Below are 13,517 nucleotides of genomic sequence, written 5' to 3'. Positions count from 1 at the left end.
AGATCTCTCCTTAGAGGAGAGGCTGGTCATCATCACCTTTCACTGTCCATGTGTTTGAGCTGGGCGTCGGGATAACGGGCGCCCGCCGCAGCATCCCTCGGAACGGCCCGCTCGATGGCCGCCATATCCTCGGCCGACAATTGCACGGCGCGCGAACCGAGCGCTTCCGTCAGGCGGTCGCGCCGGCGCGCTCCGACAAGAGGCACGATGTCGTGGCCCTGGGATGCCACCCAGGCGATGGCGATCTGGGCGACCGATACCCGCTTTTCGTCCGCGATCTTGCGCAATTCCTCGACGAGCGTGAGGTTCTGATCGACATTGCCGTCCTGGAAGCGCGGGCTCATGCCGCGGAAATCGCCGGCGCCGCTTCCTTGCCCTTTTTGCCAATGTCCGCTGATCAGGCCGCGGGAGAGAACGCCGTAAGCGGTGATGGAAATTCCGAGCTCGCGGCAGGTCGGCAGGATCTGGTCCTCAATGCCGCGCGATATCAGCGAATATTCGATCTGCAGGTCGCAGATCGGATGGGTGCTTGCCGCCCGACGAATGGTGTCCGCGCCGACTTCGGAAAGCCCGACATGGCGGATGTATCCGGCCTTGATCATGTCGCCGATCGCGCCCACCGTTTCTTCAATCGGAACGCTGGGATCCAGGCGGGCAGGGCGGTAGATATCAATGTAGTCGACGTCGAGACGCTTCAAGGTATAGGCGAGGAAGTTCTTGATTGCCGCCGGACGGGAGTCGTAGCCGCTCCAGTTGCCGGCTGGATCGCGCAGCGCGCCGAATTTGACGCTGATGACAGCATCGTCCCGCTTGCGGCCCTTCAGCGCCTCGCCGATCAGCATTTCATTATGGCCCATGCCATAGAAGTCGCCGGTATCGAGCAGATTGATGCCGGCGTCGAGTGCGGCATGGATAGTCGCAATGCTTTCACTGCGGTCGGATGGCCCATACATGCCGGACATGCCCATGCAGCCGAGGCCGATGGCCGATACCGTGGGGCCAGTTTTTCCCAAACGATGGGTCTCCATTTCGTTCTCCTTCGCCATGCCTGTGTTGATATTTCGGAGCGGTTTTATCGCGCCTGGCTTCGTGCGATAATCCATGTGAATGCGAACGGGCTGTACGGGAAAATGCACAATGGAAGAACTTCCCCTCAATGATCTGGATGCCTTCACCGCCATTGCAAGGGAGCGCAGTTTTCGCGCGGCGGCCCGCAAACGCGGTGTCTCTGCTTCTTCGCTCAGCGACTCGCTGCGGCGGCTGGAGGAGCGCGTCGGCGTTCGCCTGTTCAACCGGACGACCCGTAGCGTCACGCCGACGGAGGCGGGGGAGCGGCTGTTGGAACGTCTTACGCCTGCTTTGGGAGAGGTCTCCCTGGCGCTTCAGCAACTTGATAGCTTCCGCGATAGCCCAAGCGGGACGCTCCGCCTCAACGTCCCGACGATCGCCGCGCGGCTGTTTCTGCCCGATCTCGCCAACCGGTTTTTGAAGCGCTATCCGCAGATCTCACTCGAGATCGTCGGCGAGGACACGTTCGTCGACGTGCTCGCTGCCGGCTACGACGCCGGCATCCGCTATGACGAGCGGTTGGAGCGCGACATGATCGCGGTGCCGATCGGGCCTCGCAGGCAAAGATATGTCACGGCGGCGGCACCTGACTATCTGGAGCGGCGTGGCGTTCCTCGTCACCCGCGTGATCTGCTCGGGCATGATTGCGTCAGGCATCGCTTCCTGAGTGGCGCTTCATTGCCTTGGGAATTCGAGCGGGGCGAGGAGGCACTCGTGATCACGCCGAAGGGGCCGATCATTGCCAACGCGATCGATATGGAAGTTTCGGCTGCGCTCGCCGGGCTTGGCGTTATCCGGACCTTCGAGGAGGTCTTGTTGCCAGCCATAAAGACAGGGGCACTGGTGCCGATCCTCGAAGAATGGGTAATGGAGTTCTCCGGCCCGTTTCTCTACTACGCGAGCCGCAGACATATGCCGCCTGCACTTCGGGCTTTCGTCGATTTCGTCAAAGGCGAGCAGCGCAAAGCCGGTTAGAATCTGCGTTTGTTCCGGTTCTTGATCAACATAAGTCGTGCGCCTATCAAAAGATTTGAAATGTTCACGGATTGTTTCGCTAATGTGCGTGAGCTATGTAACTAGACCGGCGACGAGATCGTCTTTTCAGAAAACAACCTGCTGTAGAGATGTCTGATGCTCGATCCGAAATTCGTTCGTCGCGGCCTCTTCCTCGTCTTCATGATCCTGTTTCTCGACGTGATCGGGATTGCGATCATTATGCCGGTACTTCCCGCCTATCTCGAACAATTGACCGGGGGATCGGTGAGCGACGCTGCGCTCGACGGCGGCTGGCTGCTTGTCGTCTATGCGGTCATGCAGTTCCTGTTCGCACCATTCCTCGGCAATCTCAGCGACCGCTTCGGGCGGCGACCCATCCTGCTTCTGTCGGTGCTGACCTTTGCGATCGACAACTTCATCTGCGCGGTGGCGACGAGCTTCTGGATGCTCTTCATCGGTCGTGCGCTTGCTGGCTTGAGCGGCGGCAGCTTTGCGACCTGTTCGGCCTACATCGCCGATATCAGTACTGATGAGAATCGCGCCAAGAACTTCGGCTTGATCGGCATTGCGTTCGGTGTCGGTTTCACGATCGGTCCTGTCATCGGCGGCTTCCTCGGCGAGTTCGGCCCCCGGGTGCCGTTTCTCGGGGCTGCGGCGCTTTCGTTCGTGAATTTCGTTGCCGCCTACTTCATGCTTCCCGAGACGTTGGAGGCAAGGCATCGTCGGACGTTTGAATGGAAGCGAGCCAATCCGCTTGGCGCGCTGAAGCAGATGCGCACCTACCCCGGTATCGGGCCGATCTGTGCGGTCATGTTCCTCTTCTGGCTGGCGCATGCCGTCTATCCGGCGGTCTGGTCGTTCGTGTCGACCTACCGCTATGGCTGGAGCGAGGGGCAAATCGGCCTGTCGCTCGGCATCTATGGCATCGGAGCAGCCTTCGTCATGGGTGTCATCTTGCCGAAAATCGTGCCGGTGCTCGGCGAGTGGAAGACGGCCGTCCTTGGCCTGTCTTTTTCCGTCGTCGGACTGACGGGCTACGCCTTCGCCTGGGAGGGCTGGATGGTCTACACGGTGATCGTGCTGACGGTGATGGAAAATGTCGCCGATCCGCCGCTGCGAAGTATAGCAGCCGGCAAAGTGCCGCCGTCGGCCCAAGGCGAGCTGCAGGGGGCGCTCACAAGCCTCAGCAGCATCACCACGATCATCGGGCCGCTGATCTTCACGCAGCTGTTCGGCTACTTCACAAAGCCCGAGGCGCCGGTGCGCTTTGCCGGAGCGCCGTATCTGCTGTCGGCCATCATCATCCTGATCGCGGCCATGGTGTTTTTGGCGAAGGTGCGCACGGTTAAGGCCGCAGAGATCGTCGAGCAGCCGGCGGAGTGAGCCATCAGAATTCGTGATGCGATGATGAATTTTTCATCATTTGCATAGTTTTGAGTGGTTCTTTGCCGGGCTTTGATCTATTCCCTCTTGATGTTTCGCCGCAACTTGCGGCTGTTGCCGATTCAATCACAGGAACAGTGTCATGGACACGCCGATCGACGCGCGCAAGCTTGCGCCGAAAACCGATAACCATTGGGCTGCGCATTTTCGCGCCACGCTGGCGCTCGGAATCCCGCTGATCGGCGCGCAGTTGGCCCAGCTCGGCATCAATACGACCGACGTGATGATCGTCGGCCGCCTCGGCGCCGAAAATCTGGCCGCCATGGTGCTTTCGGCGCAGTTCCTGTTCACCATCCTCGTCTTCGGCTCGGGTTTTGCGATCGCGGTCATCCCGATGGTTGCGCAGGCATACGGCAAGGGTGACGTCGTCAGCGTGCGCCGGTCACTGCGCATGGGTCTTTGGGTCGTGCTGGCCTATTGGGTGATCATGCTGCCGGCGTTCTTCAACTCCGAGCGTATCCTGCTGGCCGCCGGGCAGAAGCCCGAAGTGGCGGCACTGGCGCATGGCTACATCCTGATCGGTCAGTTCGGCGTGCTGCCCGGCCTGCTCTACAACGTCATGCGCGCGCTCGTCAGTGCGATCGGCAGAGCGGCGGTCGTTCTCAACGTGACGATCGCGATGCTGGTGCTCAATGCCTTCTTCGCCTATGCGCTGGTGCTCGGGCATTTCGGTTTTCCGGCAATGGGGCTGGAGGGAGCCGCGATCGTTTCGGTCGTCGTGCAGGCTGCCGGCTTCCTGTTTATCGTTGCCTATGTGCAGAGCAGGGAGGAGACGCGGCGCTACGAGATTTTCGTGCGGTTCTGGCGTCCCGACTGGAAGGCGTTTTGGGAGGTCGTGCGGCTTGGTCTGCCGATCAGTATAACGATCTTGGCTGAAGTGAGCCTCTTTACCGTGGCATCGCTCTTGATGGGGCATATCGGGACGATTGAGCTCGCCGCTCACGGTATCGCGCTGCAATGGGCTTCGATCGCCTTCATGATCCCGCTCGGCTTGTCGCAGGCGGCGACCGTTCGGGTTGGCGTGGCGCACGGGCAAGGTGACTACACCGCCCTTATCAGGGCCTCGGTCTCCGTCCTTGTCATCTCCTGCGTGATCGCGATGGCCGGTGGCATCCTGTTCGCTGTCGCGCCGGAATTTTTGGGCAGCTGGTTCCTCGATACCACCTTGCCAGAGGCGCCGCAGGTGCTTGCCTATGCCGGGCCGCTGATCGTTGTGGCCGGGCTGTTCCAGCTGGTCGATGGCCTGCAGGCAATCGCCAACGGGCTGCTGCGCGGCCTGAAGGATGCGCGCGTGCCGATGATCATGGCGCTGATTGCCTATTGGCCGATCGGCTTCTTTCTTGCCTGGGCCTTTGCGTTCCCGCTTGGCTTCGGCGGCATCGGCATCTGGTTCGGCTTCCTGGTCGGACTGGCGGCGGCAGCCGTGATGCTCTGCGGACGCTTCTACCTGCTTGTCCGCCGCGAGAAGGACATGGCCGGCGCCTAGCCGGCCAATTCAGATCAAGCCGCGATCGGTTTGTAATTGGCAAGGTCGGCGCGAATGCCGAGCCGTTCGAACAGTGCTTGCGGATCGAAGTTTCGGGCACGATGGGCGGCCTGCACGACGGCCTTTACCCGGTCGATCACCTCCGCACTTTCCCATTGGGCGATCGTCACGAAGTTGAATTCGCCGGGTCCTGAAACCTGTTCCAGCACCTGATGGCTGATGAAGCCTTCTTGCGCCTGCAAGACCTCGTGCGTCTTCAGCACGTTCATCAGGAACTCCTCGCGCGCGGCCTGCGGAACAGCAAACTTGTCGATCCGGTAAAACGCTCCGTTCATCCTCATCTCCTTTGCTTCGATGTCACAAAGGCGGGTGTAATTCCTCAAGTTAGGTTGAGGTCAACAGGCCGAAAACAAAAAAACCGCCCGAGAGCCGGCTTTCAACTAAGCGAATGGACGGTCGCGGCGCTCGGGGCGCGCGCGCGCGCGCTTCCTCTCACCCCCAGCCAGTTTGCCGTCGCTAGTAATTGTACATCGACATCGGATCATTCACGCAGGCGTAGTCCAGGAGACACTGCCTGCCGGTGCCGTCACGCAAACTGGCAGTGCTCAGCTTATCCCCGGGCCCGCATCGGGCCGGCGGATAGCGGAAATTGCGGCCCCCGAAGCCGAGGCGTACATAGACCTTCTTGGATTGGCGAATAATCTGCGCGAGCTGAGCACAGCTGTAGTCTTTCGCATCGACCTTCACTGGCCCGGCGGCAAGAGATACCGTCGGGAGCAAGCACGCAACTGCCAGAACCACGCATCTCATGGCTGCCTCCGTAACCGAAGGTCAGTAAATCAGTAGTCCCGACGCCATTCAAACGGAAAATCCCGCTCGGAAGCGGGCTTTCGAATTGAGTGAGCAAATAGCGTCTCAGCGCTCGGCGAGGGCTTCCTCACCCTTCTTCTGGCGCACCAGATTGATGAAGCGGCGGAAGAGGTAGTGGCTGTCCTGCGGGCCTGGGGAGGCTTCCGGATGGTGCTGGACGGAGAAGATCGGCTTGCCGGCGACGCGCAGGCCGCAGTTGGTGCCGTCGAAGAGCGAAACGTGAGTCTCCTCAATGCCATCGGGCAAAGACTTCGTGTCGACTGCGAAGCCGTGGTTCATCGAGACGATCTCGACCTTGCCTGTCGTGTGGTCCTTCACCGGATGGTTGGCGCCGTGATGCCCCTGGTGCATCTTCTCGGTCTTGGCGCCAAGCGCCAGGCCCAGCATCTGGTGGCCAAGGCAGATGCCGAAGACCGGGATGTCGGTCTTGATCAGCTTCTGGATGACGGGAACGGCATATTCGCCAGTTGCTGCCGGGTCACCGGGGCCGTTCGAGAGGAAGATGCCGTCCGGCTGCATGGCCAGCACGTCCTCGGCGCTGGTCGTTGCCGGCATCACCGTGACCTTGCAGTCGAGGCCGGCAAACAGGCGCAGGATGTTGCGCTTGACGCCGTAGTCGAGGCAGACGACGTGGTACTTGGCATTTTCGGGGGCGAGCTCGCCATAGCCCTCGTTCCAGATCCACGGGGTCTGTGCCCACTGCGAGGACTGGCCCGAGGAGGCGATCTTGGCGAGGTCGAGGCCTTCGAGGCCGCTCCAGGCCTTGGCTTCGGCCTTCAGCGTCTCCAGGTCGAAGACACCGTTCGGGTCGTGGGCGATGACGGCGTTGGGTGAGCCGTTCTCGCGAATCCAGGCCGTCAGGGCGCGGGTGTCGACGCCGCAGAGGCCGATGATGCCGCGGGCCTTCAGCCAGGCATCGAGATGCTTGGCGGCGCGATAGTTGGACGGTTCGGTGATGTCGGCCTTGAAGATGACGCCGACGGCGCCGTGGCGTGCTGCCGGCGTCAGGTCTTCGATATCTTCGTCGTTGGTGCCGATATTGCCGATATGCGGGAAGGTGAAGGTGACGATCTGGCCGAGATAGGAGGGATCGGTCATGATCTCCTCGTAGCCGGTCAGTGCTGTGTTAAAGACCACTTCGGCCTGTACCTTGCCGGTCGCGCCGATGCCCTTGCCTTCGATGACGGTTCCGTCTGCAAGAACGAGCAGGGCGGTCGGCTTTTCGGTTGTCCAGGGTGCTGTTGCGGTCATCTTCATCCCGTTTCCGGCAGCCACACGTTCTTGGGCAACGTTGGCCGGCCATTTGGTTCGCAAGCGTATGCGCGCGGCAAGGCGCGCGCTCTCAGGCCTGATCACGAATTTTGGTGCAGGTGGCGGTAAATAGCCACGCTATTGCGCGAGGTCAATCTTTGTACCGCACATTCTGCGGGTTTTCTCGCGCTTTCTGCCGCCATTTTCCGCAATTTATTTGATCCCAGGCATTCGCGTGGTTTATGAAGCGGCATTCAAACAGGAGTGATTATAATGTTGCGCGATCAACTCGCCGCCGCCCTCAAGGATGCCATGAAGTCCAAGAATGCCGAACGGCTTTCGACCGTTCGCCTGATTCAGGCCGCCGTCAAGGACCGGGATATCGCCAATCGCGGCGCCGGAAAGGAAGAGGCGAGCGACGACGAGATTCTGCAGATCCTCGCCAAGATGGTGAAGCAGCGCGACGAATCGGCGAAGATCTACGAAGAAAACGCACGTCCGGAATTGGCAGCCAAGGAACGCGCCGAAATTGTCGTGCTCCAGGATTTCCTGCCCAAGCAGCTCTCCGACGCAGAGGTTCGCAGCAACATCGCCGCGATCATCGCGGAGATCGGTGCCGCCGGCCCGAAAGATATGGGCAAGGTGATGGCTGTCCTGAAGGAGCGCTATGCCGGCCAGATGGACTTCTCCAAGGCCTCCGGCGCCGTCAAGGAACTGCTGAACTGATCAGCACACGCTCGCCGCTTTTCTGGCGGCGGGCCCCAGCACTGCCTCTGCGGCGGCATCGACGACCGCGAATTTTGCCGCCTGATAGCCAAAGTACTCCATGACAAAGCCGCGCGAGAGCCAGGTATCGCCCTTGTAGGGCGGCTGCGTCCAGCCCACACTTCCCATTTCAGACGCCTGCGTCAGCAGGCGCTTGAGGTGCGTGTTGGAGATCATGAACTGGTCGCGGATTTCCTTGAGCGACAGCGGCCCGATGTAGGCCCGTTCCGAGGTGCGATCGAAGTTGCCGATGCGGCTCATGAGGTAGTCCATGATGAGACCGCCGGAATTGGCCCAGTTGAACAGATTGTATGTTGGGCCGGGGTCGCGCACGGCGTCGCTATCGATGATCGCCTTGGAAATCAGCGGCTGCAGCTTGGAGAAGGCTGACGGATCGGCGTTGATCCGGTCCAGCCGATGGCCGCCGTCCAGGCTGTCGAGAATGAGAAGATGGGTGGTGAGCCACCTGAAAAAGTGCTCGTGGGCGGTTTCCGTCGGCTCCAACAGGCGCGTGCGCTTGTCGCTTGTACTCTCGACCGGACGAAGGAACCGGTAGGCGCGCATTTCCTGGATAAAGGCCGCGGCGGTATTGCGGCTTGCAATTTTGTTGGCCACGACGAAGGCGATGAAACGGCCCGAATAGAGGCCGAGTTCCGGTTCGCCAGGGTAGCCGAAATGAAGGGCGAAACCGGCATGGGCCATCAGCCAGCGCTGTTGCGCGGCAAAGATCGATGCGATGCGCGGGCTCTCGCGATAGATCGACAGCATTTCGCGAGCGCAATGCAACACGGCCACGAAGAAGACGTCGCTTTCTAGAAAATTTTCAACTTTATGTGGCATGCGACCATCCCGATAGGTCGCTTTCATTAGGCATAGGATGGTGACTGTCAATGCCTTCCAGGGCCAATAGTGGACGCGGAAACATCAAAAATAAAACCGTCGGGTGAAATTAAAGAAGGCAGGAGCTGGGGGTGCTCCTGCCTTCTTGCTCTTTGCGTCCGGTGGCGACGCAGGACCGAGATCCAAGCCAGCGAATATTCGCAAAGACACCCTTGCGAGGCGGCGCCGGGGGTAGGGATGGTGCCTCGCTTGGGGATCGCTTTGTTGCAGATGAAGTTATTGCGATGCGGCAAGTGATTCAAATTACAAAAAAATAATGATTGGCGACGGAGGCTGCCTTAGATGTGTCCTTCGTGCTGAAGGCTGCCGTTTGATGATGGCTATTCGTCGTTCTGAGCAGATAGGAAGCTATTGTTCTGCAACCAGTTTTTGACGAAAGCCAAGAGTTGGCGCGCTCAAGGCGCCGGCTCGCATACACGCAAAGCGGGGGGCCGCGATCCTCAGTGTCGCACCCCCTGTCGCAGGCGTGGTAACGTATTTTTGAACGCTCATCCGATGATGGTTCTGAAGGCGCGGCAGTCCTGTGAATAGCGCGTCTTTTGGCCAAATGCCGTGGCATGTGCTGATGAACCTGCTTATATGGACCCCTGTTAAGAGGTTCACATGCGCTTTTCCAATTCCTTTCTCGACGAGATACGCGATCGCGTGCCGATTTCGGACGTGATTGGCCGTCGTGTGAGCTGGGACAAGCGCAAGACCAATGTCTCGCGCGGGGACTATTGGGCCTGCTGCCCGTTTCATGGCGAGAAGTCGCCGAGTTTTCACTGCGAGGACCGGAAGGGGCGCTACCACTGCTTCGGCTGCGGCGTGACCGGCGATCACTTCCGATTCCTCACCGATCTGGAAGGGTTGAGCTTCCCGGAGGCCGTACAACAGATCGCCGACATGGCGGGCGTCGCCATGCCGGTTGCCGATCCGGTCATGGAAAAGCGCGAGAAGGAGCGCACCTCGCTTCTCGATGTGATGGAGCTTGCGACCAAGTTCTTCCAGGATCAGCTGCAGACGGCAAACGGCGCGCGGGCGCGTGCCTATCTCCGCGATCGCGGGCTGACGGGACGGACGATCGAGACGTTCCGGCTTGGCTTTGCGCCGGACAGTCGCAATGCACTGAAGGAGTTCCTGGCGGGCAAGGGGGTTGCGAAGGAACAGATCGAGGCCTGCGGGCTTGTTGTGCACGGACCCGAGGTGCCGGTCTCCTACGATCGTTTCCGCGACCGCATCATGTTTCCGATCCTGTCGTCCCGCGAAAAGCCCATTGCGTTCGGTGGCCGTGCCATGTCGCCGGACGCTCCAGCCAAGTATCTCAATTCCAATGAGACGGAGCTCTTCCACAAGGGCAATGTACTCTACAATTTCGCACGTGCCCGCCGGGCGACAGGAGGCGCGAACAGCGAGGGCACGATCATCGCGGTCGAAGGCTATATGGATGTGATCGCGCTGCACCAGGCGGGCGTCGAGAATGCCGTGGCGCCGCTCGGCACCGCATTGACCGAGAACCAACTCGAACTCCTCTGGAAGATGACACCGCAGCCGGTGCTTTGCTTCGATGGCGATGGCGCCGGTATTCGCGCCGCCAATCGCGCGGCCGATCTAGCTTTGCCGCATATCAAGCCGGGCCGCACCGTGCGCTTTGCCCTGCTGCCCGACGGCAAGGATCCGGACGATTTGGTGCGCAACGAAGGCCGCGCGCCCTTCGACAAGGTGATGAGCCAGGCCAAGCCGCTGGCCGAGATGATCTGGAGCCGTGAAATCAATACGGGGCAGTTCGAAACGCCCGAATCCAAGGCCGAGCTCGAAGCGCGGTTAAAGCAGCTGGTGGCGGTCATCGCCGATGAAAACGTGCGTCGTCACTACCAGCAGGACATGCGCGAGCGCCTGAACGGCTTCTTCCAGCCGCAATTCCAGAGCCGCGGCGGCGAACGGCGAAGCTTCGATCGCGGCGCTGGCCAGGGTCGCGGTCGCGGCTCCGAGGGGCCACGCGGCCCGCGCCTTTCCGGCGGCGGCATTTCCGATCGGCTGGCCCGCTCCGGTCTGGTTCGTGGCCATCAGGAAACACCTGCTTTGCGAGAGAGCGTGCTGGCGCTGACGGTCATCAATCATCCAGCCTTGATGCAGGACGAATATGACGAGATCGCCTCGATCGATTATGACAACCGCGAGCTTCAGCGGCTCTGGTCCGTCATGCTCGGGGCTGCGGCCGCCGTCGCCGGGCCGCATCTGACGCGCGAGTATCTGCTGGAGCGCATGGAAGAGCAGGGCTTTGGCTCGCTGTTGCAGGGGCTCGAGCAGCAGATCCGCAATGCCCGCCTCTGGATCGCCACGGCCGAGGCAGCGATGGAGGATGCGCGCGAGGGCTACCGGCAGGCGCTCGCTTTCCACAAGCGCGCCAAAGCTCTGCGTTTCCAAAAGATCGAGCTCGAGCGCGAGATCGCCGAGGCGACCGAGGCCGGCAATGGCGAGGTGATCGACCAGCTGATGCGCGCGCTGCAGGAGGTCCATTTCGAGGGGCTTCGCCTCGAGAACCAGGAAGCGATCATCGATGGGTTCGGCGTGCTCTCCGGCCGCGTCAAGGGAGCGGCGAGCCATTGATGGATTCGGCAGATCGGCAATTTGCCGCTGGCGATGCGTTGTTCGGTGCCGAGCGTTCGCCCCTTGGCATTCTGAACCGTGTCTACGGCTATCCCGCCTTCCGCGGCAAGCAACAGCAGGTGGTCGAGCATGTCGTCTCCGGCGGCGATGCCGTCGTTCTTTTTCCGACGGGGGCCGGCAAGTCGCTGTGCTTCCAGATTCCAGCGCTCTGCCGCGAGGGCGTCGGCATTGTCGTTTCGCCGTTGATTGCGCTGATGCGCGATCAGGTGGAGGCGATGAAGCAGCTCGGTATCAATGCGGCGGCGCTGAACTCTTCCCTGTCGCGAGAGGAGTTCATGGACGTTCGACGGGCGCTATCGGCGGGCAAGCTCGACCTTCTCTATGTGACGCCGGAACGCATTCTCATGGATGGCTTCCGTGACACCATCGGCAATTCGAAGATCGCGCTCTTTGCCATAGACGAGGCGCATTGTGTGTCCCAATGGGGACATGATTTCCGGCCGGAGTATCGCGAACTCGGCAGGCTTGCGGAACACTATCCCGGGGTGCCGCGCATCGCGCTGACGGCGACGGCTGATCCGCATACACGCGACGACATCGCGCAACGGCTTGGCCTGAGCAATGCGAAGGTATTCACCACCAGTTTCGACCGACCGAACATCTCCTACGAAATCGTCGAGCGCGACCAGCCGCGCCAGCAGCTGCTGCGCTTTCTCTCCGGACACAAAGGCAACAGCGGTATCGTCTACTGCCTGTCGCGCGCCAAGGTAGAGGATACGGCCGAGTGGCTGAACGGGCAGGGTATTCGCGCGCTCCCCTATCATGCCGGCATGGACCGGGCGCTTCGCGATGCCAACCAGGATGCCTTTCTGAAAGAGGAAGACCTGTGCCTTGTCGCCACCGTTGCTTTTGGCATGGGGATCGACAAGCCGAACGTGCGTTATGTGGCGCATCTCGATCTGCCGGGCTCCGTCGAGGCCTATTATCAGGAAACCGGCCGCGCCGGGCGCGATGGCCTGCCTTCGGAAGTGTGGATGGCCTACGGCATGGCCGACGTCATCCAGCGCCGACGGATGATCGACGAGGGAGCCGCCGCCGACGAGATCAAGCGTGTCGAGCGCTCCAAGCTCAATGCACTGCTGGCGATCTGCGAGACCGCTTCGTGCCGCCGCCAGGCGATCCTTGCGCACTTTGGCGAGGCCCATGCGGGCAATTGCGGCGGCTGCGATAGTTGCTTGAAGCCGGTCGAAACCTGGGACGGGACGGAGGCGGCGATCAAGGCGCTTGCCGCGGTCTACCGGACGGGCGAGCGGTTCGGTACTGGACATGTGGTCGACGTGCTGCTCGGTCATGTCAACGAGAAGACGGAACGCTTCGGCCACACCACGATGCCGGTCTTCGGGGCCGGAAACGATCTGCCGGCCCGCACGTGGCAATCGGTATTTCGGCAACTGCTTGCGATGGGACTGGTCCGCGTCGATCACGCGGCCTTCGGCGCCCTGAAGCTGGAGCCGGAGGCCCGTGCCGTTTTCAAGCGCGAACGACCGGTCTTTTTCCGCAAGGATCGTCCGGCTGGCGAACGTCGCTCGAAACGAACGGCGCAGGTCGAGCGGCGCTCCGTTCTCTCCGGTGGCGACGGTGTACTGTTCGAAGCCTTGCGGTCGGAGCGGACGGCGATTGCACGCTCGCTCGGCGTGCCGCCGTATGTCGTCTTTCCCGATACGACCCTCATCGCTTTCGCGACCGAGCGGCCGCGCACGCACAAGGAGATGCTCGCCATCTCAGGCGTCGGCCAGTCTAAGCTCGAACGCTACGGCGATGCGTTTCTGGATGTGATCCTCAGCCACGACTAGGCAGCGACGATTGAATGAGCAGGAAGGATAGCAACGACGCTATATGAGGTGTCAATGAAGAACGCTCGTACGATGTCGCACCTTCAAAAACGCACCTGCTGCGAACGCCTATAATAGCGAAGTGATCTGGAGTGATCCGACGCGCATACTCATCCACATTGCCCGGCGGCGAACCTGGAGAGCTGCAGTTGCCGCCGGCTTCGTTCGATCTGGCCTGTAGCTCGTCGGCATTTCACGATCTCGAGGATTTTACCCGCCGGTCTGCCACCTGATCGCTGCTGGCTTTGGCTCCGCCA

11 protein-coding genes are annotated in these 13,517 nt (G+C 61.1%); 6 read left to right on the top strand and 5 right to left on the bottom strand.

Translation table 11 applies throughout. From position 1 onward, the window contains the following. Positions 1-32: 32 nt before the first annotated feature. Positions 33-1,028 carry an aldo/keto reductase gene (locus ACSQ9D_RS11945; protein ID WP_436282406.1) on the bottom strand — a complete coding sequence of 332 codons (996 nt, stop codon included), beginning with the start codon at positions 1,026-1,028 and terminating at the stop codon, positions 33-35. Positions 1,029-1,137: 109 nt separating this feature from the next. On the opposite strand from ACSQ9D_RS11945, the gene ACSQ9D_RS11940 reads away from it, so the two are divergent. The 3 genes from ACSQ9D_RS11940 (at position 1,138) to ACSQ9D_RS11930 (ending at position 4,993) form a co-directional block, all read left to right on the top strand. Then, positions 1,138-2,043 (top strand): LysR family transcriptional regulator, encoded by a 906-nt coding sequence (locus tag ACSQ9D_RS11940; RefSeq protein WP_436282405.1) that lies wholly within the window; start codon positions 1,138-1,140, stop codon positions 2,041-2,043. Positions 2,044-2,199: 156 nt separating this feature from the next. Further along, positions 2,200-3,447, top strand: coding sequence for a TCR/Tet family MFS transporter (locus tag ACSQ9D_RS11935; protein WP_436282404.1), 1,248 nt, complete (start codon positions 2,200-2,202; stop codon positions 3,445-3,447). A gap of 142 nt (positions 3,448-3,589) precedes the next feature. Beyond that, positions 3,590-4,993: an MATE family efflux transporter gene (locus ACSQ9D_RS11930; RefSeq protein WP_436282403.1), complete on the top strand. Its 1,404-nt coding sequence runs from the start codon at positions 3,590-3,592 to the stop codon at positions 4,991-4,993. A gap of 14 nt (positions 4,994-5,007) precedes the next feature. On the opposite strand, the gene ACSQ9D_RS11925 is transcribed toward ACSQ9D_RS11930, so the two are convergent. The 3 genes from ACSQ9D_RS11925 to carA form a co-directional block, all read right to left on the bottom strand. Further along, positions 5,008-5,328, bottom strand: coding sequence for an antibiotic biosynthesis monooxygenase family protein (locus ACSQ9D_RS11925; protein WP_436282402.1), 321 nt, complete (start codon positions 5,326-5,328; stop codon positions 5,008-5,010). Positions 5,329-5,509: 181 nt separating this feature from the next. After that, on the bottom strand, positions 5,510-5,803 hold the full coding sequence (locus ACSQ9D_RS11920; RefSeq protein WP_047519870.1) for a hypothetical protein: 294 nt from the start codon (positions 5,801-5,803) through the stop codon (positions 5,510-5,512). Between the two features lie 105 nt (positions 5,804-5,908). Then, positions 5,909-7,114 carry a glutamine-hydrolyzing carbamoyl-phosphate synthase small subunit gene (carA, locus tag ACSQ9D_RS11915; RefSeq protein ID WP_436283822.1) on the bottom strand — a complete coding sequence of 402 codons (1,206 nt, stop codon included), beginning with the start codon at positions 7,112-7,114 and terminating at the stop codon, positions 5,909-5,911. A gap of 273 nt (positions 7,115-7,387) precedes the next feature. On the opposite strand from carA, the gene ACSQ9D_RS11910 reads away from it, so the two are divergent. Then, the gene (locus tag ACSQ9D_RS11910; RefSeq protein WP_436282401.1) at positions 7,388-7,840 is read left to right on the top strand and encodes a GatB/YqeY domain-containing protein; all 453 of its coding nucleotides are present in this window, start codon (positions 7,388-7,390) and stop codon (positions 7,838-7,840) included. On the opposite strand, the gene ACSQ9D_RS11905 is transcribed toward ACSQ9D_RS11910, so the two are convergent. Further along, positions 7,841-8,719, bottom strand: coding sequence for a hypothetical protein (locus ACSQ9D_RS11905; RefSeq protein ID WP_436282400.1), 879 nt, complete (start codon positions 8,717-8,719; stop codon positions 7,841-7,843). Between the two features lie 663 nt (positions 8,720-9,382). On the opposite strand from ACSQ9D_RS11905, the gene dnaG reads away from it, so the two are divergent. Both dnaG and recQ read left to right on the top strand, forming a co-directional pair. After that, positions 9,383-11,368 carry a DNA primase gene (dnaG, locus tag ACSQ9D_RS11900; RefSeq protein ID WP_436282399.1) on the top strand — a complete coding sequence of 662 codons (1,986 nt, stop codon included), beginning with the start codon at positions 9,383-9,385 and terminating at the stop codon, positions 11,366-11,368. After that, on the top strand, positions 11,368-13,221 hold the full coding sequence (gene recQ, locus ACSQ9D_RS11895) for a DNA helicase RecQ (protein ID WP_436282398.1): 1,854 nt from the start codon (positions 11,368-11,370) through the stop codon (positions 13,219-13,221). Before dnaG ends, recQ begins: the two co-directional genes overlap by 1 nt. Positions 13,222-13,517 lie beyond the last annotated feature (296 nt).

The sequence above is a fragment of the Rhizobium sp. LjRoot258 genome (assembly GCF_964254185.1).
In the GTDB taxonomy this organism is placed as follows: domain Bacteria; phylum Pseudomonadota; class Alphaproteobacteria; order Rhizobiales; family Rhizobiaceae; genus Rhizobium.
This window is presented reverse-complemented; position numbering and strand designations above follow the sequence as displayed.

Bases quoted from the DNA above. Each gene is read 5' to 3' on its own strand.
- ACSQ9D_RS11945 (WP_436282406.1), bottom strand. From the start codon at position 1,028: ATGGAGACCCATCGTTTGGGAAAAACTGGCCCCACGGTATCGGCCATC.
- ACSQ9D_RS11940 (WP_436282405.1), top strand. From the start codon at position 1,138: ATGGAAGAACTTCCCCTCAATGATCTGGATGCCTTCACCGCCATTGCA.
- ACSQ9D_RS11935 (WP_436282404.1), top strand. From the start codon at position 2,200: ATGCTCGATCCGAAATTCGTTCGTCGCGGCCTCTTCCTCGTCTTCATG.
- ACSQ9D_RS11930 (WP_436282403.1), top strand. From the start codon at position 3,590: ATGGACACGCCGATCGACGCGCGCAAGCTTGCGCCGAAAACCGATAAC.
- ACSQ9D_RS11925 (WP_436282402.1), bottom strand. From the start codon at position 5,328: ATGAACGGAGCGTTTTACCGGATCGACAAGTTTGCTGTTCCGCAGGCC.
- ACSQ9D_RS11920 (WP_047519870.1), bottom strand. From the start codon at position 5,803: ATGAGATGCGTGGTTCTGGCAGTTGCGTGCTTGCTCCCGACGGTATCT.
- carA (WP_436283822.1), bottom strand. From the start codon at position 7,114: ATGACCGCAACAGCACCCTGGACAACCGAAAAGCCGACCGCCCTGCTC.
- ACSQ9D_RS11910 (WP_436282401.1), top strand. From the start codon at position 7,388: ATGTTGCGCGATCAACTCGCCGCCGCCCTCAAGGATGCCATGAAGTCC.
- ACSQ9D_RS11905 (WP_436282400.1), bottom strand. From the start codon at position 8,719: ATGCCACATAAAGTTGAAAATTTTCTAGAAAGCGACGTCTTCTTCGTG.
- dnaG (WP_436282399.1), top strand. From the start codon at position 9,383: ATGCGCTTTTCCAATTCCTTTCTCGACGAGATACGCGATCGCGTGCCG.
- recQ (WP_436282398.1), top strand. From the start codon at position 11,368: ATGGATTCGGCAGATCGGCAATTTGCCGCTGGCGATGCGTTGTTCGGT.